Here is an 18280-nt window from a genome sequence, read left to right on the forward strand (position 1 = left end):
ATACAATATCGCCCGAGATACCGTTTTACGTCGGCTTGTCGATGAGTACGACGGCGCGCAATTCCGGAAAGTGGCTACGATGAGAGATAAGATTTCCGTTGTTTTTATCTGCATGGGCAACATCTGCCGCTCGCCCACGGCGGAGGCGGTGTTCCGTCACTACGTTGAGAATGCCGGCCTGGCCGGAAAAATCCTGATCGATTCGGCGGGGACGCACGACTACCACATCGGCGCCCCCCCCGATCTGCGTGCGCGGCAGGCGGCGCAGCAGCGCGGCTATGACATGGGCGGCCTGCGTGGGCGGCAGGTAGAAGAGGATGACTTTCGCCGTTTCGACTATGTGCTGGCGATGGACCGGGCCAATCTCGCCATCCTGCAGCGTCTCGCGCCGCCGGACGGCAATGCGCGGGTGCAGCTGTTTCTCGAGTATGCGCGGTATCATGCCGAACGCGAAGTACCCGATCCGTATTACGGCGGCGCAAGTGGCTTCGAGCGCGTGCTGGACATGGTGGAAGACGCGGCGCAGGGGCTGTTGCAGCATATCCGTCACAAGCATTTGGGGAGTTGAAAAACTGCTGCGGTGAGAGCTATCTGCGGCTGGCTACGGTTTTCTGCCAATTGAACTCCGGCAGGCTTGGGGGCAGAATGCAGGCGGCAGTTCTTCGTAAATTCATTGGGAGGCCGGGATGGAAAATCGTTCGGAAAGTGACGACACAAAAATAATCGCCGCTCTGGTCTGCCTGTTCATCGGTTTCCTCTTTGCTTGGAATATCACGGCGCATATTTCCGATATCTACGAACTGCGTCTGGACGCGGAAACCTGCAATCGAGTGAAGATGCTCGGGCTGGCGCCGTCCACCGCCGAGTGCGTCTTTACCGCGCCGTTCCGGCAGGTCGGGGTCGGCCAGCCGGTTGGCTTCATGGTGCTGCCGGACGGCAGCGAGATGCAGGTTTCTCCGCTTGCGGCAAAACAGACCGGCAGGAGCGCAGAATGGTCGGCTTCCATGAAGACGCAGCTCGTGATGACCTTCCTGTTCTGGGCGGTTACGATGGCGCTGCTGGTTAGCGTCTTCCGCAGCAGGGAATAATCGGGAAGGACAACAAAAAGCCGCACGGCTGAAAACCGTGCGGCTCTTGTTTTGGGCCGGATGAACTAAGCCTGCGGGCGCTGCGTCTCGACCTGCACCAGCGGCTCATTCTCCACGTACACCTCGCGCGGGCGTGCGCGGCGGCGCTGGGCGGGCTGCTCGACGGCTGGAGCACTGACTACTGCGCTGAACTTGCCAGGATCGGTCTCGATCTGGATTAGTCCTTCGCCGCCCGATGCCGTTGGCGCGGCAATTTCCCTCGCCACTGCAGGAGGCGCGGCAACTTTATTCGCTGCGGCAGCAGGAGCAGCCTCCTGCGGCGTAGCGATTGCCGGCATGGCGACGTATTCGCTCGGTTGCAGGGGCGGCGTCCAACCCTTCGGGTAGGCGATGTACTCGGAAGGCTTCATCCTTGCCGGAGCAGTCTCGACCGGCGCGGCGATCTCCTGCCTCGCAGCGGGAGCGGCTTCCGCGATGGGAGTTTCACCGCCGCCGACCAGTGTTTCACCGGCCTGGGTAACGTTCTCGCGGCGCTCGCGCTCGCGGCGTCCGCCACGGCGTCCGCGGCGGCGACTACCTTCGCGTGCAGCGCCTTCCTCGGCCTGTTCGGCGGCGGGTGCGGCAATCTGTGTTTCCGGTGCGGGTTTTTCCTCAGGTTGAGGCGCCGGTGCGACGCGCGGCGGGCGCGGTGGTCTGGGCTGGCGCGGCTCGCGTTCGCTCTGCGGGCGTTGCTCCTGGGGTTTTGCCGCGGCTTCGGCCTGCTTCTCGCCGCGTTCGCGGCGGCCGCCTTCGCCGCGTTCACTGCGCTCACCGCGTTCTCCACGCTCGCGGCGCTTGCCGCCTTCGCCGCGTTCTCCACGCTCGCGGGATGTCCTGCCCTGGGGCTTGGCTGTCGCCGGCTTGGCCTTGGGCGGCTCTTCCGCACTCAGCGTCTTGAACCAGCCGAACAGTTTGCCGAGGATCGAAGGTTTGGGCACTTCCTCAACAACCTTAATCGGCGCGGGTTGTGCCGGGGTGATGCCCTGTACCGCAGCTTGCGCGCGCACGACCTTCTGCTGCTCCTGTGCGGCGCTCAGCGGTTTTTCCTCGGCGGGTTTTTCCACCAGTTTGTAGCTGGCCTGCAGCATGTCGGCGGTCAGGTCGTCCTGGCGCAGGCGGCTGATGTTGTAGTTGGGCGTTTCCAGGTGCGGGTTGGGAATCAGCGTGATGCTGACGCGCAGGCGCGATTCGATGCGATGGATGTCGGCACGCTTTTCGTTGAGCAGGAAGGTGGCAACGTCCACCGGTACCTGCGCGTGGATCGCCGCGCTGGTTTCTTTCATCGCCTCTTCCTGGATGATGCGCAGGATGTGCAAGGCGGAAGACTCGGTGCCGCGGATGTGACCGATGCCGGCGCAGCGCGGGCAAGGCATGTAGTTGCTCTCGCCCAGGCTGGGCGCCAGACGCTGGCGCGACAGTTCCAGCAGGCCGAAGCGTGAGATCTTGGCGGTCTGTACGCGGGCGCGGTCGTAGCGCAGCGAATCGCGCAGGCGGTTCTCCACATCACGCTGGTTCTTGCTGTTTTCCATGTCGATGAAGTCGATCACGATCAGACCGCCCAGGTCGCGCAGGCGCAACTGGCGGGCGATTTCTTCGGCCGCTTCGAGGTTGGTGTTGAAGGCGGTGGCTTCGATGTCCGAGCCCTTGGTGGCGCGCGCCGAGTTGATGTCGATCGCGGTCAGCGCCTCGGTATGGTCGATGACGATCGCGCCGCCGGACGGCAGGCGCACTTCGCGCGCATGGGCGGATTCGATCTGGTGCTCGATCTGGAAGCGCGAGAACAGCGGCACGTCGTCCACGTAGCGCTTGATGCGGTTCACGTTGTCCGGCATGACCGTACTCATGAACGCCATCGCCTGTTCGTAGATGTCCTGCGTGTCGATCAGGATTTCGCCGATTTCCGGGTTGAAGTAGTCGCGGATGGCGCGCACCACGAGGCTGCTTTCCAGGTAGATCAGCGACGGCGCTTTTTCGGCTTTCGCCGCACCCTCAATCGCATCCCAGAGCTGCTTGAGGTAGTCCAGGTCCCACTGCAGTTCTTCCTTGTTGCGCCCGATACCGGCGGTGCGCGCGATGATGCTCATGCCATGCGGTACGTCGACCTGCCCCAGCACTTCGCGCAGTTCGTCGCGATCTTCGCCCTCGACGCGGCGCGACACGCCGCCGCCGCTCGGGTTGTTCGGCATCAGCACGATGTAACGGCCGGCCAGGCTGATGTAGGTGGTCAGTGCCGCGCCCTTGTTGCCGCGCTCGTCCTTTTCCACCTGTACCAGCAGTTCCTGGCCTTCGCGCAGGGCTTCCTTGACCGAGGGACGGGAGCCAGCGCCGGGCTGGTAGTACTGGGGGGCGACTTCCTTGAACGGCAGGAAGCCGTGGCGAGAGCCGCCGTATTCGACGAAGCAGGCTTCGAGGCTGGGTTCGACGCGGGTGATGACCGCCTTGTAGATGTTGCTCTTACGCTGTTCCTTGCCGGCGGTTTCGATGTCGAGGTCGATGAGTTTCTGGCCGTCGACAATGGCGACGCGGAGTTCTTCCGGCTGCGTCGCATTGAATAGCATGCGTTTCATTTATAGTCTCCCGCGCTCTGACACGGGCGAGACCGGCTACACGCAATCAGGCGTGGGAGAGGAGCAATCGTGCAAACAGGTTGTGCAAACGGTTGGTCAAATCGGCTCTCTATCGGTAGCTAGTCTAAAAATCGTCTTCTGGAATTCCTGCATCGTCGGCGGGGGCATTGCCATACCGCACTGTTTCCGTTTCACCGGCCGTCGCAGAAGTTCCTCGGGTGAGGCAGCCAGGGCTGCATCACAAAATCCACAGGTGCTTTGAGCGCATAAATCAATTACTATCGCTGCTGGTTCCGGTGAGCGATATTAACCGGGCTGCGGCTGGAGGGGTGGCGGCGCATTGCGCCGTCGCTTGCGCCAGAAGTCTTCCTGGCGGGCCAGTTTCTATGGCGAAGGGACAATCAACATCCCGAACTTACCCAATTCCAAAACGCGCGAGTGACGAAGTATAAGCAAAATGAATGATTTAAGCAAAGGTTCTGTCGCTTTCCTTACGATAGACGAGAGCGGCGAGGACCAGCGCATCGATAATTTCCTGTTTCGCCACCTCAAGGGCGTGCCCAAGAGCCATGTCTACCGCATCCTGCGCGGCGGGGAAGTGCGGGTGAACAAAAAGCGCGTCGACCAGACCTACCGGCTGCAACTGGGCGACCAGTTGCGCATCCCGCCGATCCGCGTTGCGGAAAGACCGGAAGAGGCGTTCATCCCGGCGGTGGAATTCCCGGTGCTGTATGAGGACGACGCGCTGCTCGCGGTGAACAAGCCTTCCGGGGTGGCGGTGCACGGCGGCAGCGGGGTGAGCTTCGGCGTGATCGAGCAACTGCGCCGCGCCCGCCCGCAGGCCAAATTTCTGGAGCTGGTGCACCGCCTCGACCGCGAGACCTCCGGCGTGCTGCTGGTCGCGAAGAAACGCTCGGCGCTCACGGGGTTGCACGAGATCATGCGCGAGGGCAACAGCGACAAGCGTTACTTTGCGCTGGTGCTGGGGCAGTGGAGGAACGCGCGCCAGCACGTCAAGCTGCCGCTACACAAGTTCGATACCCCGCAGGGCGAGAAGCGCGTGATGGTCAGGGAGGACGGCCAGGCCGCGCATACCATCTTCACCCTGCAAAAAAGCTGGCCAGAATTTTCCTTACTGGAGGCTGAACTCAAGACCGGCCGCACCCATCAAATCCGCGTGCACCTCGCGCACTTGGGCTTCCCGATCGCCGGGGACGACAAATATGGCGACTTCGCGCGCAACAAGGAGTTGATGAAGCGGGGACTGAAGCGCATGTTCCTGCATGCGCATTCGATTTCGTTCAATCATCCGCTGACCGGCGAACCGCTGCAGATCACCGCACCGCTGCCGCCGGAACTGGAGAAGTTCATCGCGCGGCTGGATGGAGGTAAAGCTTAAACCCTCAAACTAACCACGAAGAGCACGAAGAAAAACAGTGTGTTACCTTCTTCGTGGCCTTCGTGTCTTCGTGGTGAGATGTTTTTGGGATGAATCAGGATTACCCGGCTAATGGGGTATAATGCCCGAGCTAAAACATGGGTTATTCACGTTTGTTTATTGTCATAGAGTAAAGATATTGAGCACTGTCAGTTTCACCGATCTGAACCTGGCGCCTGAAATCCTCAGGGCGCTGACCGAAGCCGGTTACACCACTCCCACCCCCATCCAGGCACAGGCCATCCCGATCGTGCTGGAAGGCCGCGACCTCATGGCCGGTGCGCAGACCGGCACCGGTAAGACTGCGGCCTTCGCGCTGCCCACGCTGCAGAAGCTGCTGCCGTTCGCCAGCACCAGCGCCTCGCCCGCGCGCCATCCGGTGCGCGCGCTGGTGCTCGCGCCGACGCGCGAGCTCGCGATCCAGGTGGAGGAAAACATCAAGGCCTATGCCAAGCACAGCCGCCTGCGCTCGCTGGTGGTATACGGCGGGGTGGACATCAAGACGCAGACGCCGCAACTGCGGGCGGGCGTGGAGATCCTGGTTGCGACACCGGGCCGCCTGCTCGATCACGTCGAGCAGAAATCGGTGCTGCTGAATCAGGTGCAGGTGCTGGTGCTGGATGAAGCGGACCGCATGCTCGACATGGGCTTCATGCCCGACCTGAAGCGTATCCTCGCGCTGCTGCCGAAACAGCGCCAGAGCCTGATGTTCTCGGCGACGTTCTCGGAAGAGATCAAGAAACTGGCGGCGGAATTCCTGTCCCACCCCCAACTCATCCAGGTCGCGCGCAGCAACGCCACCGCCGAGACCGTCACGCAGAAGGTCTATATGGTCGAGCAGGCGGACAAGCATGCCCTGCTCGCGCAACTGCTGCGCGGCAGCGATGCGCCGCAGGTGCTGGTGTTCACCAAAACCAAAATCACTGCCGGCCGTCTCGCGCGGCAATTGCAGCGCGACGGCTTTGCCGCCGATGCGATCCATGGCGACAAGAGCCAGCAGGAGCGCATCCAGGCGCTCGATGCCTTCAAGCAGGGCAGGGTCACCGTCCTGATTGGCACTGACGTGGCCGCACGCGGTTTGGACATCGACCAGTTGCCGATGGTCATCAACTACGAAATTCCCACCGCGCCCGAGGACTACGTCCACCGCATCGGCCGCACCGGCCGCGCGGGCGCTTCCGGTATCGCGATCTCGCTGGTGTCGCCGGAAGAGGAGAGGCACCTCAAGGAAATCGAGAAGCTGATCAAGCACGACATCCAGAAAGAAAATGCGGCCGTGCCGCATCGCGCGGCGAGATCGCCGAGAGCGCCGCGCGAGGAACATCGGGAGCGTGCGCCGCGCGGCGAACACCATGAACGTAGCCATGCGCCACGTACTGCCGCGCCGAAAAAAGCGAGCCACGATCCGTGGTTCGACAAGCCCTACGAACCGTCCGTCAGCGCTCTTCCTAAAGACAGCCAGCCGGAGCAGCCCGCCGACAAGCCGAAAAAGCAGGTCGCGGCGCTCCTGATGCGCCGCCCGGTCTAGGGAATCGAGGAATAAGTCCGTTCGCCCTGAGCTTGTCGAAGGGTGACTCGCATCCACGATGACACCGTGCTAACCCGCATATTTCATTGCTTTTCGTGGAATTCGACGAAAGCCTTGTGGATATTGGGATGTGCGCCTGTGACGTGAAATCCAATTTGGATTGCAGCCAAAATGGAAACGGATCGAACGTAGGAGCGCAACTTGTTGCGCGATAAGACTTCCGGGCAAATCGCTCGGCGAGCCGGGCTCCTACATGGAATGCCCCATGAAATATGCGGGCTAAGTCACTTGGAAACACCTCTTTGAGCAAGTCGTTGGGTTGCGCGGCAAGCCGCTGATCCAACCTGCGGCACTCCGATTCCTCTACAGTCTTCCCCCCAGATTCTTTATCCACCGCGAAGCCTATAATGGCCTCCTTCATTCAGCAGGATGGGAGGTGTGGCATGGACAGGCGCGCATTCATCACGCTGGCGGCTGGCAGTGCGGGGGCGCTGGCGATGTCGAGATTCCTCATGCCGGGGCAGGCCTTCGCCGCCGGACGCATCGACAAGATCGTCAGGAGCGATGCGGAATGGAAGAGGCTGCTCACCCCCGAGCAATACTACGTGCTGCGCCAGGAAGGCACCGAGCGGCCGCATTCCAGTCCGCTCGACCGCGAGAAGCGTAGCGGCATGTATCTTTGCGCCGGCTGCGACCTGCCGCTATTCCCCTCCAGATTCAAGTTCGACAGCGGCACCGGCTGGCCGAGTTTCTACGATGTGCTGCCCGGCGCCGTCGAGACCAGCATCGACTACCGGCTGGTCCTGCCGCGCACCGAATACCACTGCGCACGCTGCCACGGCCATCACGGCCACCTGTTCAACGACGGCCCGAAACCCACGGGGATGCGCTACTGCAACAACGGCGTGGCGCTGAAGTTCGTCCCGGACAAGGCCTGAATGAACGCGCTCGACGTGGGCCTCGCGTTCCTCGAAGGCCTCGCGCTGATCGTCTCGCCCTGCATCCTGCCGGTGCTGCCGCTGGTGCTGGCCACCTCGGCGGGTGGCGGCAGACGCAGGCCGTACGGCATCATCCTCGGTTTCGTGCTCGCGTTCACCCTGTTCGCCATCGTTGCGCGCAAGCTGGTTTCGCTGCTGGGTATCGATCTCGACCTCGTCAAGGACGCCTCGCTCGTGATGCTCGCGCTGCTCGGCCTGGTGCTGCTGTCATCTAGGCTCTCGGAAAAATTCGGCACGTTGACGCAGGGCATGGCGAGCTTTGGCAACGAGCTCGCCGCGAGGCAGGGCGAGGGCCTGCTCAACGGCATCTTCATCGGCGCGCTGATCGGCCTCGTGTGGACGCCCTGCGCGGGGCCGATCCTCGCCGCGGTGCTGGTGCAGGCGATCCGCCAGGAAGCGGATTTCGCGGGCAACCTCGTGATCTTCGCGTTCGGCATCGGCGCGGGCGTGCCGATGCTCCTCATCGCGCTGACCGGGAGAAAACTCATGGGCAAACTGGGATTCTTCGTCCGCCACACCGAGGCGGTGCGCCGCGGCTTCGGCGTGCTGATCCTGCTGTCGGTCGCATGGATCGCATCTGGCGCGAACATCGAGGCACTGTTCATGCCGAAGGCCAGGCCCGAGGTGTTGCGCGGCGAACTGGCGCTACGGGAAGGGCTGGGCAGGCCTTACCCCGCACCGGAATTCGCCGAGATCGAGACCTGGCTCAACTCGACGCCGCTCACGATGCAGGGGCTCAGGGGCAAGGTCGTGCTGATCGACTTCTGGACCTACTCCTGCATCAACTGCATCCGCACCCTGCCTTACCTCACCGACTGGGACCGCAAGTACCGCGACATGGGGCTGGTGATCGTCGGCGTGCATTCGCCGGAATTCGAGTTCGAGAAGAAGACCGACAACGTCGGGGCCGCGATCGCGCAGCACGGCATCCGCTATCCCGTCGCGCAGGACAACCGGCTCTCTACCTGGCTGAACTTCAACAACCGCTACTGGCCCGCGCACTACCTCATCGACCGGCAGGGGCAGGTGGTTTACACGCACTTCGGCGAGGGTAAGTACGACGTGACCGAGAACAACATCCGCTACCTGCTCGGCCTGAAGGAGAAGGGCCAGACCATAGCGGTGGAAGGCCCGACCTTCGCGCTCGGCCAGACGCCCGAGACCTACCTCGGCTACCTGCGCGCGGACAGCTTCGGCGGCAGGGAGCGCGTGGCGCGCGATGCGGAAGGCAGCTACCGCTTCCCCGCGTTCCTGCCGGAGCACCAGTGGGCGCTGAGCGGCAAGTGGAAGGTGGAGCGCGAGAGGATCGTCAGCGGAAAGGGTGGGGCGCTGCGCCTCAACTTCAAGGCGCGCAAGGCGTTCCTCGTGCTCGGTAGCGCCAGCGGCAAGCCGCTGCACGCGACCGTCACGCTTAACGGCGAGCCGGTGGGGAGCAATGCAGGCAAGGATGCGCCCGGCGGCGCGCTCACCGTCGAGCGCAACACGCTCTATGAACTGATCGACCAGAAGACGCCGAAGAACGGCCTGATCGAGATTCGCAGCGAGGAGCCGGGGCTGGAGGCGTATGCGTTTACGTTTGGATAAGAAGCTGCAAGAACTCTCGTGGTGATTAGGAGATAGCATGTTTATCAATAGGTCGGAATGTATAGATAATTCGGTCTATTGATTTGAGTGGGATGCTCGGGTAGGGTGCGTGGACTGCCAAACGACGTTCAACCAATGATAGTTTTCCGTCTAGGCTACTTCACGTTAGATGCACAAATATGCATATGTCACTCATTCACAAAAAACAGTCAGCTAAAAGCCCTACGCAAGCAAAGGGATGGTTTCATGAGCATTGGATTGAGATACTGATTCTTGCCGTCGGATTAATAGCGATGAACCTGATCTTCATCGCAGAGGCTTTTAGAGCTACTGATACAGTTAACCCGGAGGGTGCCGGGCAACTTGGTGATTTCGTAGGGGGCTATGTCGGTACCTTCTTCGCGTTGGCCAGTGTAGTGCTTTTGACATCAACACTTCGAAATCAACGCCGCTCTGCGCAGGTTCTCAACTTCGAAGCAAAGTACTTTGAGCTACTTCGTCTCCACCGCGATAACGTCGCAGAGTTGGAGGTTCAGGGCGTTGCTGGCCGCAAATTGTTCGTGGTTCTCGTACGTGAATTTCGATCAGCACTGGAGATAGTGAAGCAGATTTCAGGCAAAAACTCTCTACCGTTATCTCAGAAACAGCTTATGCACATTACCTACAACTGCTTGTTCTTCGGGACTGGCCCTAATTCAAGTCGCATGCTGAATCAATCCCTCTCTGACTTTCCATCCGGCTTTGCCTCAGACCTTATAACGAAACTGGATAGCCTAACAGTGAAACAATCCATTCAAAACGAAAAGAAACTGGCCTATGTTCCATTTGAGGGTCACCAGTCGCGTCTCGGCCATTACTACAGGCATCTGTATCAAGCTGTACGCTATGTCGATCAGCAGACCATAGATATCGATAAGTATCAGTACGTAAAAACCATCCGTGCTCAGCTATCAAACCACGAGCAGGCACTACTGCTTCTCAACTCGTTAACTCCAATTGGTAGTAACTGGTGGAGACAAGGATTTATAGAAAAATACAGAATGGTCCAGAACATCCCCAAAGACTTTTTTGATCCGAAGACAGAGCTTGATGTGTCGTCGCTCTTCCAAAGTGGTTACTTTGAGTGGGAGGAGAACGAAAGTGCAACCTAACTTGTGCTTTTAAGGGGGATGCGTCGTCGGCAAGCTCTGCATGCTGCCTCCGCACTTCTCAAGCTTTACGTTGTGCCTCTTGGTAGAGCTCGCAGGATAGGTTGAGCCACGCAAACCGTCATTTCTTAGTCCGTACCAGAAACACCGTTACTTCCTCGCGGTCGTGGTAGAGCTGTTTCGCACGCATCCGGTAGCTGATGCCTTCTTCGTCGAGCCTTGTGCGGATGCCGTTCAGCGCGGCATCAAGCGCGGCGAGGCGCTGTTTCATCGGCAGCTTGAGGTTGAAGATCGCGTGCCGCGTGAATCCCGCAACGAACCATGAGGCGATCAGGTCGGCGACCCTCGAAGGCTTCTCCACCATGTCGCACACCAGCCAGTCCACCGCCTTGCGCGGTGTGTATTTGAAACCGTCCTGCCGGAGGTGCTGCACCAGCGGGTGATTCGCGAGCACGCCCTTCATCGGGCCGTTGTCCACCGCGGCCACGCGCAGGCCGCGCTTCACCAGTTGCCAAGTCCAGCCGCCGGGTGCCGCGCCGAGATCGACCGCAGTCATGCCCTGTCGCAGCAGGCGCGACTGTTCGCTCTTGTCCATGAACACCTCGATGGCTTCGGCGAGTTTCAGCGTGGAGCGGCTCGGCGCTTCGGCGGGCATGCTTTGTCTCAGGATGCCCATCGGCCAGGGCGCGCCGTTGTATGGGTCGCTGCGGCCGATCAGCGCGGTGGATTTGTCGGGGAAAAAAATATGCAGACGGGCAGAGCGCGGATCATCCTGCAACAATTCCCGTTCGCGCAGCGCTTCCTCCAGCAGCGGCTGGAAGCGGCGCGTGAAGGCGGAGAGGGTCTTGCCCTCGTTGGTGTCCGGCACTTCCAGCCACAGCGCGCCGAAGGGGCCGGGCAGGCCGGCGAGGGCGTCGAGGATGGGCGTGAGGCGGTCGCGCTCCGGCAGTTCCTCGATGATGTAGTCCAGCCGGATCAACTGGCGCGCGAAGATCAGTTCGCGATAGCTTAATTGCTGTTCGTTCAGCGCGACCACGATGTAGCCGCTGTCGGCGACGATGGCGGGCTGTTCGGCGATGACAGGCTTCTGCTGGCGGGCCTGGCGCAGGGCTTCCTGCGCGCAATCCTGTTCGAAGCCGGGGCGGCAATAGAGCAGCCAATGAGTGAGCGGGATCGTTTGCATGACGGTGTTTTTTCAATCCAGGCATGAGCCTGGGCCAGGGCGATATTGCGGGTTGGTTGGGCTTTGGATCGGCAAAAGGGCTTTATCCGGGCCTCGCCGATGTGCTGGGCATTATCGCCGCATTCGGCAGCAATTGCACCCAGTGCCTCCTTGTTTTATGACCCTTCTTTAATAAATCGGGGCCGGGATATTCTCCCGGCCCCGATATTCGCATCATGGCTCCTTGTGCGGCCTGCTTCCTAGTGCTTCGGCATCGTGATGATGTTCCTGATCGCCGGAATCATCAGGATATTCGGCTGCGGGACCAGCACTTCATAGGCTCCCATCTCTGCAAACCCGTCAGCCACTATACGGCGGCTGTATTCCAGGTCGCGGAAGGGCGCGGATACCAGCGGCACTTTGTTGGATGCCGGCGAGCCACGGGTCAGATGCCAGTTGTAAACCATCGGGTTTGCGAATGCGGGATCGGCATTCATGTTCCCGGTGCGTGCAGCATAGCTGCCATCCGAGAGGTTGTTGTACTCGACCTTCGTGAAGCTCTCGGAGTTGTTCTGGCTGGCCCATTCCCCCTGGACCGCGGGGTTGTCCACATGCAGGTTGTCTTGGGTCCAGACATAATTCACGCCCATCAGATAGTTCTGGCCCGCGAACTCCTTGTTACGCCTGTGGTCGAGGCTGTAGTCAAGGCGCCAGTTGTTCCAGATGATGTTGTTGTAGACTTTTACATCGCTGAATGCGGGGTTCAGGTTCATATACTCGTGGCCGTGGCGCTCGGCGTCTATGGCGCCACCCCGCGGTTTGTTGGTGCCGGCCGCTACATTGCCCACGATGGTGTTGCTGTAGACCTCTGCCCTGAGCGTGTCATCGAAGGCAAGGGCGCCGCCGCGGGCGGTGTTTTCTCCCATGTCGTCGGCGATGTTCTCGGCAAAGAGGTTGTTGTATACCTTCACTGTCGAGGTGTTGTCGCCCACGTCTTCGAAGCTCACCGCGCCGCCGTCGTCTGCGGCGTAGTTGTGCATGAAGAGGTTGCCGGAGAGGTCTACCGCGCCACAGTCTTCGAAGAAGATGCCGCCGCCGTGGTCGTACGATTTGTTCTCCATGATTACGTTTCCGATTACATTCAGCATGTCTTTGGCCTCGTACAGCGACATGCCGCCACCGTAATCAGGAGATACGTTGTAGATGACAAGGTTGTTGTAGATATTGTAGGCAGTCTTGAGCGGCGGATTTGCATCGTCCATCACATGCTCGTTCGCGCCGTAGGGGATGGCTGGCCCGTACACGGGCTCGTCGTTGACGCTGATGCCGCCGCCGTATCCGCCTACTGCACCGTTGGCCGCGATGACGTTCGACCATATCCTGACTGCGTGGTTGGACTTGTGCAGCCAGATGCCGCCGCCATACTCGCCGCTGTTCCGGGTAATGATGGAGGTGTTGATGTCGAGGTTGGCGTTTCCGTAATCCCCGAAGATGCCGCCGCCGCTCTTGCCCTTGGTGGAACCGCCTTCGATGGTAAAGCCGCTGACCGTTACCCTGGATACTGCCCCAAGTTTCCCGCCGCGGCCGATGAAGACGACCGGGCCGCCGCGGCTCACTCCCTTGGGTGAAATCGTCAGGGGTCCGCTGCCATTGATGATGGTTTCGTGGGCTCCGTAGCCGATCAGGTTCACATCGTTCTTCCTGATCTGTATCCTTTCGTTGTAGGTTCCGGGGCGCACGAACACATATTTGGGACCTGTCACCACGGGCAGCTTGGCAAGTGCTTCGTTGATGGTGCGGTAAGGACTTCCCTGGCTGCCATTGCCCCCGCCAGTCGCTGCGGCATCGACAAATACCGATCTGACGCTCATGTTTTGCGTCATTTTTGCGCTATAGACGAGATCCGGGTACATCGCGTTCGAGATGCCGGTGGAGGTCGAGACTACAAGCGCTCCCATTATCGAATCGGCCGGGATGGTTACGACTATGGCGGTGTTGCTCCACGACTTGACTACAAGCTTCACGCCGGAGAGAGTCACTGTGGAGTAGCGCTGCTTGTCGCCGAAATTCATGCCGTCGATTCTCATAACCACCCCGGCAGGCGCAGTAGCTGTGGTAGTCGCAGCCAGGGCCAGCTGGATGCTTCCGGCATCTGTCATTGTTGCCGTATTGTTCAGGGCGAGCATGTTGAAGTAACCGCCTTGCACGACCGGCGCGGCCGGCGGCGGCGATAACGGCGTGATGCTGACGATCACAGGCTGGTTCTGCGGCGTGATCAGGTCGTTGCCGAGAGGCCCGCCCGGCATGGCCCCGCCGTCCAGCATGGCCATCGCAGTCGGGATGAGCGACCAGTCGGCCTCGAACTTGTTCTTGCCCTGGCCGAAGCTATAGGTCCAGGGAAGCGGGTCGAATTCGGGCCGGTAGCCGTTGTTCGGGAAAGCGGGGTCGTTGCCGACGAAGATATGCGTTCCCGGAGCCACGCGTATGCCGACCTCGGGCGTCTGCACGGGACAGCCGGGGGTTACGCCAGGCGTGCCGCAGGGGCATATCGTCGAACCGGCGTAGCACAACGGGCCGCCCATCTTCGCGGAACCGAGGAAGTAGCCGAGGTGGTCGTAGACGCCCAGCGGCGCGCCTTCGATGACGGCTTTCTCGTCGAACCAGATGCTCAGTGGGTTCGGGTCGAGGTTGAGGTCGTCGAATATGCCTCCCTCGATCTCTCCGGCCAGCGGCGCCTCGGTCTTGATGCCGAGGTCCGCCCTTGCGGAACTGCCGCCGGCCAATGCCACCGGTTTCACCCCGCCGGGCTCGACCGCCGAGAATCCGGCGGGCAGCACGGCCCTTACCTGGTAGCTTCCGGGGGCGAGTCCCCGGAACTCGTACTGGCCGGTCGTTTTGCCCATGAAGACCCCGCCAAATTCATCGACTGGCCATGTGTAGGGCTGCAGCCAGCCTTGTGCGATGAGATCGGCCTTGTCTATGCCGCCTGTCACCGTCGACGCCACAACGGTGCCGGCAGCATCGAGAAGCTCCACCGTTACCCCGCTGAAAGTCTTTTCTTCATTCTCGTCGTACAGCCCGTCGGCGCGCCACACCATCTTCCCCGACGCGTCGGGCTTGAGTTCCAGGTTGTCGTTGTGGACAAAGCCCCTTATGACCCCTTCGGTCGGGAGAATCGGCTGGAGCAGAAGGTCGGCCCGGTAATTCGCCGTATACCACTGCACGGTGCTCGAACTCATGTCGTAGCTTTGGTTTACCGGCCACATCATGAAGGCCCGGTATCCCGGAGGAGGCTCGACGCTCACCACGCCGAGCACCTCCACTTCAGGAAGCCTGTCAAAGGAATAGTTTCCGTTCGCATCCGTGACGGTCTCCTTCCAGACGCTGCCGTCCTCGATCCTCAGGGTGACTTTCGCACCGGGCACCGTAAGCCCGGTGGCCACATCGTAGACGGCGCCGGACAGCCTGGCGAACCAGCGCGGCAGATAGATATCCGCTCCGGTTACGGCTGCGCCGGGCGTCACAGTCGCCTGCGTTTCCTGCCAGATGTAGTCGAGCGGAAGGTCTATCGCGTATATCCGGTAGTTGCCCGGCGGGACGTTCGAGAAGGTGTATTCGCCTGTCACCGGGTCGGCCTCAGTCGTGGCGATCGGCTTTACGACACCGACGGTCTGGATGTTCGGGTAGAGCACCAGCAGCCCTTTGGGCACATAGAGATTCGGCGTGACGAATTGATCCTGCGGAGGCGGCGGATTGAAAGGCTCGATCAGGGGGAACCACGGACCGTCGGCGTCGAAGAGTCTTCCGGAAATCGAGCCGGCGTCGGCGCCGGCCGGAAGCGGCTGCTGCTTGTCGACGAACGCGAACCATGTCCAGTAGCCGCCGGCAGTTGTGCCGGGGTCGCCGGGATAAAGTGTTACCTCTTCAACGTTCGTTCCTTCCGTCGAAGATATCTGGTACCACTGAGTGCCGCCGGGTGCATTCACGAGCGTGCCTGTGGTCGGGTCGCTTATCTGTATCGGCCCCATCGTATCCACCGTCACCTCATAGTTCCCTGGTTCGAGGTTTCTGAAGTAATAGAGCCCGTTTATGTCCGGCCCCGCCCCGGCGGGCATATCCGCCATTGTCTGAGAGCCGCTTATGCCTTCTGCGACGACCACCCCCTTCTCGTTTTTAACGATGAACTTTACGCCCTTGAGGGCATAGTCCATCGGGTAGTCGTCTTCGCTGTTGACGTAATGATCCTTGAAGGCGTAGAGCAAAAGATTGGCCTTGGGAAGCGGCGCGGGCGGAAGATAGGCCTCCTGCGCTACCGCGACACCGTCGGAGGGGACATGGTATTCGCGGCTGGTTACGTCATGGCCGTCCGCCATGAACATGGCCAGATAGTTGCCAGGCCCCGGGACTGTCGCTGACCAGGTGTTGGCGCCCGGCGCGACCATTCCGTAAGCGACAAAGTCGCCGGTATCCAGATCCTGGACCATGACTTTGACCTGCCTCACCCCATCGTTGATTATCGGGGCGTTCCCGACCATCTTCGGGCTGCCATTCGGCAATCGTGCGCCGGTCCAGATGCCGCCGCCGATCGTGGAGGCGGCGAAGGCTGCTCCTGAAACCGCAATCATGAAGAAGACCGCGATAATCGAAAGCAGTCGAACCGCGCTGTTGGATAAAGCCATGGTATTTTTCATCGCATCCTCCCTACTTAAGGAATTGCCACAGGAATTCGGAAATTCATGGTCCATTTCTGACAAAAGACGGAACTTCCGGGGGATGGATTGTTAAACAATTGGCCGAGCGAATCAGTTGGGTGACAACCTTAAAGTGCTGAAGATTTCGCCTTTATTTTTGCAGTAAAGACGTAGCCGATCCGCATCGAAACCGTACAGGCTTACGGAACCCGCCGGTAGCGGGTTTTACGGTTACTGTTTCTTTTTACAATGAAAATGGCGAAGAGGATGGCGTGGTAATATCCGCGCCTCGTTTTTTTGGTGGCAGGCATGGCAAGGCGTTATGATCTGATCGTGTTCGACTGGGACGGCACGCTGATGAATTCGACGGCGGTGATCGCCGGTTCGATCCAGGCGGCGTGCCGCGACCTGGGGCTGACGGTTCCCGGCGACGAGGCGGCGCGCCACGTGATCGGACTCGGGCTGGAGCAGGCATTGCGCCATGCGGTGCCGGATGCGCCGGAGTCGATGTACGGGCCGCTGGTGGAGCGTTACCGCCATCATTTTCTGGCGCAGGATCGGACGATACCCTTGTTCGAGGGCGCGCGCGAGACGCTCGCGGAGCTGCACGAGGCGGGCTACCGGCTCGCGGTGGCGACCGGCAAGAGCCGTATGGGGCTGGAGCGGGTGCTGGAAGCCACCGGACTGGAAAAATACTTTCACGCCACGCGCACCGCGGACCAGACTTTCTCCAAGCCCCATCCGGCGATGCTGCTGGAACTGCTGGAGGAACTCGCGGTCGATGCCGGGCGCGCGCTGATGATCGGCGACACCACGCACGACATGCAGATGGCGCAGAATGCCGGGGTGGACGCGGTGGCGGTGGAATACGGCGCACACCCGCCGGAGCAGCTGCGGGAACTGAAGCCGCTCGCGCAGGTGAAGGATTTCGCGGAATTGCGCGCGTGGCTGAGGGCCAACGCTTAACAACTTATTGAAGGAAATGTAATGTCGGATCAAAACAACAACTGGGAACGCGGCGTGCTGGAGAAGCTCGCGATGTCGGCCGTTCAGGAGCAGCGCCGCGCGCGGCACTGGGGCATCTTCTTCAAGACGCTGACCTTCGGCTATCTGTTTCTCGTCCTGTTCCTGGTGATGGGCTGGGTCGGCAACTCGGAAAAGGCGCTGAGCACCGGCAAGCACACCGCGCTGGTCGACATGCAGGGCGTGATCTCGGTGGACAGCGCGGCGAGCGCCGACAACCTGATCCCCAGCCTGCAGGATGCGTTCGAGGACAAGAACACCCAGGGCGTGATCCTGCGCATCAACAGCCCCGGCGGCAGCCCGGTGCAGGCCGGGCAGATCAACGATGAAATCCGCCGCCTGCGCGCGAAACACCCGCAGATTCCGCTGTACGCGGTGGTCGAGGACATCTGCGCCTCCGGCGGCTACTACGTCGCGGTCGCGGCGGACAAAATCTACGTGGACAAGGCGAGCCTGATCGGCTCGGTCGGCGTGCTCATGGACGGTTTCGGCTTCACCGGCACGATGGAGAAGCTCGGCGTGGAGCGCCGCCTCATCACCGCCGGCGCCAACAAGGGCTTCCTCGACCCGTTCTCGCCCGCCAATCCGGCGCACCAGGCCTACGCCAAACAGATGATCGAGGAAATCCACCAGCAGTTCATCGACGTGGTGAAACAGGGCCGTGGCAAGCGCCTCAAGGAAACGCCGGACACCTTCAGCGGCCTCGTGTGGAACGGTCAGCGCGGCATCGAGATGGGGCTTGCGGACGGCATGGGCAGCGTGGAGTCGGTCGCGCGCGACGTCATCAAGGCGGAAAAAATCGTGGACTTCACGATGAAGGAAAACTTCGCCGACCGCCTGGCGAAGCGCTTCGGTGCGGGGGTCGCGAGTGCGATCGGGTTCTCGGCGCAGGGCGGCGCTTCGCTACGCTAATGTAGGTTGGGTTAGCGGCTTTATTGCGTAACCCAACAATCTACTGAAAGCAGCGCACTGGCGGATAAGGCGCGCCAACGTGTTGGGTTACGGTGCAGAAAA

At 60.9% G+C, this 18280-nt stretch carries 13 protein-coding genes; 10 read left to right on the plus strand and 3 right to left on the minus strand.

Annotated features, from left to right (window positions below; genetic code table 11):
• Window positions 1–79 precede the first annotated feature (79 nt).
• Window positions 80–568, plus strand: coding sequence for a low molecular weight protein-tyrosine-phosphatase (locus ACRRNM_RS01630; RefSeq protein WP_435626509.1), 489 nt, complete (start codon window positions 80–82; stop codon window positions 566–568).
• Window positions 569–686: 118 nt separating this feature from the next.
• Entirely contained in the window at window positions 687–1088 is a 402-nt protein-coding gene (locus ACRRNM_RS01635) for a hypothetical protein (RefSeq protein ID WP_435626510.1), read from the plus strand.
• A gap of 65 nt (window positions 1089–1153) precedes the next feature.
• Here the strand turns inward: ACRRNM_RS01635 and ACRRNM_RS01640 are convergent, their stop codons facing one another.
• The gene (locus ACRRNM_RS01640) at window positions 1154–3694 is read right to left on the minus strand and encodes an Rne/Rng family ribonuclease (protein ID WP_435626511.1); all 2541 of its coding nucleotides are present in this window, start codon (window positions 3692–3694) and stop codon (window positions 1154–1156) included.
• 457 nt (window positions 3695–4151) lie between these two features.
• Between ACRRNM_RS01640 and ACRRNM_RS01645 the strand changes: the two genes are divergently transcribed.
• The 5 genes from ACRRNM_RS01645 (at window position 4152) to ACRRNM_RS01665 (ending at window position 10393) form a co-directional block, all read left to right on the plus strand.
• On the plus strand, window positions 4152–5093 hold the full coding sequence (locus ACRRNM_RS01645; protein WP_435626512.1) for an RluA family pseudouridine synthase: 942 nt from the start codon (window positions 4152–4154) through the stop codon (window positions 5091–5093).
• Between the two features lie 121 nt (window positions 5094–5214).
• Entirely contained in the window at window positions 5215–6660 is a 1446-nt protein-coding gene (locus ACRRNM_RS01650) for a DEAD/DEAH box helicase (protein ID WP_435626513.1), read from the plus strand.
• Window positions 6661–7103: 443 nt separating this feature from the next.
• The gene (gene msrB, locus ACRRNM_RS01655) at window positions 7104–7598 is read left to right on the plus strand and encodes a peptide-methionine (R)-S-oxide reductase MsrB (protein ID WP_435626514.1); all 495 of its coding nucleotides are present in this window, start codon (window positions 7104–7106) and stop codon (window positions 7596–7598) included.
• Entirely contained in the window at window positions 7599–9242 is a 1644-nt protein-coding gene (locus ACRRNM_RS01660) for a cytochrome c biogenesis protein DipZ (RefSeq protein WP_435626515.1), read from the plus strand.
• A 293-nt stretch (window positions 9243–9535) separates the two neighbouring features.
• A complete protein-coding gene (locus ACRRNM_RS01665; protein WP_435626516.1) occupies window positions 9536–10393 on the plus strand; it encodes a putative phage abortive infection protein in 858 nt (285 codons plus the stop codon).
• Between the two features lie 118 nt (window positions 10394–10511).
• On the opposite strand, the gene rlmM is transcribed toward ACRRNM_RS01665, so the two are convergent.
• The gene (gene rlmM / locus ACRRNM_RS01670) at window positions 10512–11573 is read right to left on the minus strand and encodes a 23S rRNA (cytidine(2498)-2'-O)-methyltransferase RlmM (RefSeq protein ID WP_435626517.1); all 1062 of its coding nucleotides are present in this window, start codon (window positions 11571–11573) and stop codon (window positions 10512–10514) included.
• Between the two features lie 23 nt (window positions 11574–11596).
• On the opposite strand from rlmM, the gene ACRRNM_RS01675 reads away from it, so the two are divergent.
• The gene (locus ACRRNM_RS01675; RefSeq protein WP_435626518.1) at window positions 11597–11734 is read left to right on the plus strand and encodes a hypothetical protein; all 138 of its coding nucleotides are present in this window, start codon (window positions 11597–11599) and stop codon (window positions 11732–11734) included.
• Between the two features lie 78 nt (window positions 11735–11812).
• Here the strand turns inward: ACRRNM_RS01675 and ACRRNM_RS01680 are convergent, their stop codons facing one another.
• Window positions 11813–16243, minus strand: a complete 4431-nt coding sequence (locus ACRRNM_RS01680) for an IPT/TIG domain-containing protein (RefSeq protein ID WP_435626519.1) — start codon at window positions 16241–16243, stop codon at window positions 11813–11815.
• A gap of 309 nt (window positions 16244–16552) precedes the next feature.
• Here ACRRNM_RS01680 and ACRRNM_RS01685 point away from each other — a divergent pair, with 309 nt between their 5' ends.
• Window positions 16553–17209 (plus strand): HAD-IIIA family hydrolase, encoded by a 657-nt coding sequence (locus tag ACRRNM_RS01685; RefSeq protein ID WP_435626520.1) that lies wholly within the window; start codon window positions 16553–16555, stop codon window positions 17207–17209.
• A 21-nt stretch (window positions 17210–17230) separates the two neighbouring features.
• Window positions 17231–18178, plus strand: coding sequence for a S49 family peptidase (locus tag ACRRNM_RS01690; protein WP_435626521.1), 948 nt, complete (start codon window positions 17231–17233; stop codon window positions 18176–18178).
• The last annotated feature ends 102 nt before the right edge of the window (window positions 18179–18280 follow it).

It is taken from the genome of Ferrigenium straubiae (genome assembly GCF_051257895.1).
GTDB lineage: Bacteria > Pseudomonadota > Gammaproteobacteria > Burkholderiales > Gallionellaceae > Gallionella > Gallionella straubiae.

What these genes read in the sequence shown, in the direction of transcription:
- ACRRNM_RS01680 (WP_435626519.1), bottom strand. Translation starts at nt 16,243, where the DNA reads ATGAAAAATACCATGGCTTTATCCAACAGCGCGGTTCGACTGCTTTCG.
- ACRRNM_RS01675 (WP_435626518.1), top strand. Translation starts at nt 11,597, where the DNA reads ATGAGCCTGGGCCAGGGCGATATTGCGGGTTGGTTGGGCTTTGGATCG.
- rlmM (WP_435626517.1), bottom strand. Translation starts at nt 11,573, where the DNA reads ATGCAAACGATCCCGCTCACTCATTGGCTGCTCTATTGCCGCCCCGGC.
- ACRRNM_RS01645 (WP_435626512.1), top strand. Translation starts at nt 4,152, where the DNA reads ATGAATGATTTAAGCAAAGGTTCTGTCGCTTTCCTTACGATAGACGAG.
- msrB (WP_435626514.1), top strand. Translation starts at nt 7,104, where the DNA reads ATGGACAGGCGCGCATTCATCACGCTGGCGGCTGGCAGTGCGGGGGCG.
- ACRRNM_RS01685 (WP_435626520.1), top strand. Translation starts at nt 16,553, where the DNA reads ATGGCAAGGCGTTATGATCTGATCGTGTTCGACTGGGACGGCACGCTG.
- ACRRNM_RS01690 (WP_435626521.1), top strand. Translation starts at nt 17,231, where the DNA reads ATGTCGGATCAAAACAACAACTGGGAACGCGGCGTGCTGGAGAAGCTC.
- ACRRNM_RS01665 (WP_435626516.1), top strand. Translation starts at nt 9,536, where the DNA reads ATGAACCTGATCTTCATCGCAGAGGCTTTTAGAGCTACTGATACAGTT.
- ACRRNM_RS01640 (WP_435626511.1), bottom strand. Translation starts at nt 3,694, where the DNA reads ATGAAACGCATGCTATTCAATGCGACGCAGCCGGAAGAACTCCGCGTC.
- ACRRNM_RS01630 (WP_435626509.1), top strand. Translation starts at nt 80, where the DNA reads ATGAGAGATAAGATTTCCGTTGTTTTTATCTGCATGGGCAACATCTGC.
- ACRRNM_RS01650 (WP_435626513.1), top strand. Translation starts at nt 5,215, where the DNA reads ATGCCCGAGCTAAAACATGGGTTATTCACGTTTGTTTATTGTCATAGA.
- ACRRNM_RS01635 (WP_435626510.1), top strand. Translation starts at nt 687, where the DNA reads ATGGAAAATCGTTCGGAAAGTGACGACACAAAAATAATCGCCGCTCTG.
- ACRRNM_RS01660 (WP_435626515.1), top strand. Translation starts at nt 7,599, where the DNA reads ATGAACGCGCTCGACGTGGGCCTCGCGTTCCTCGAAGGCCTCGCGCTG.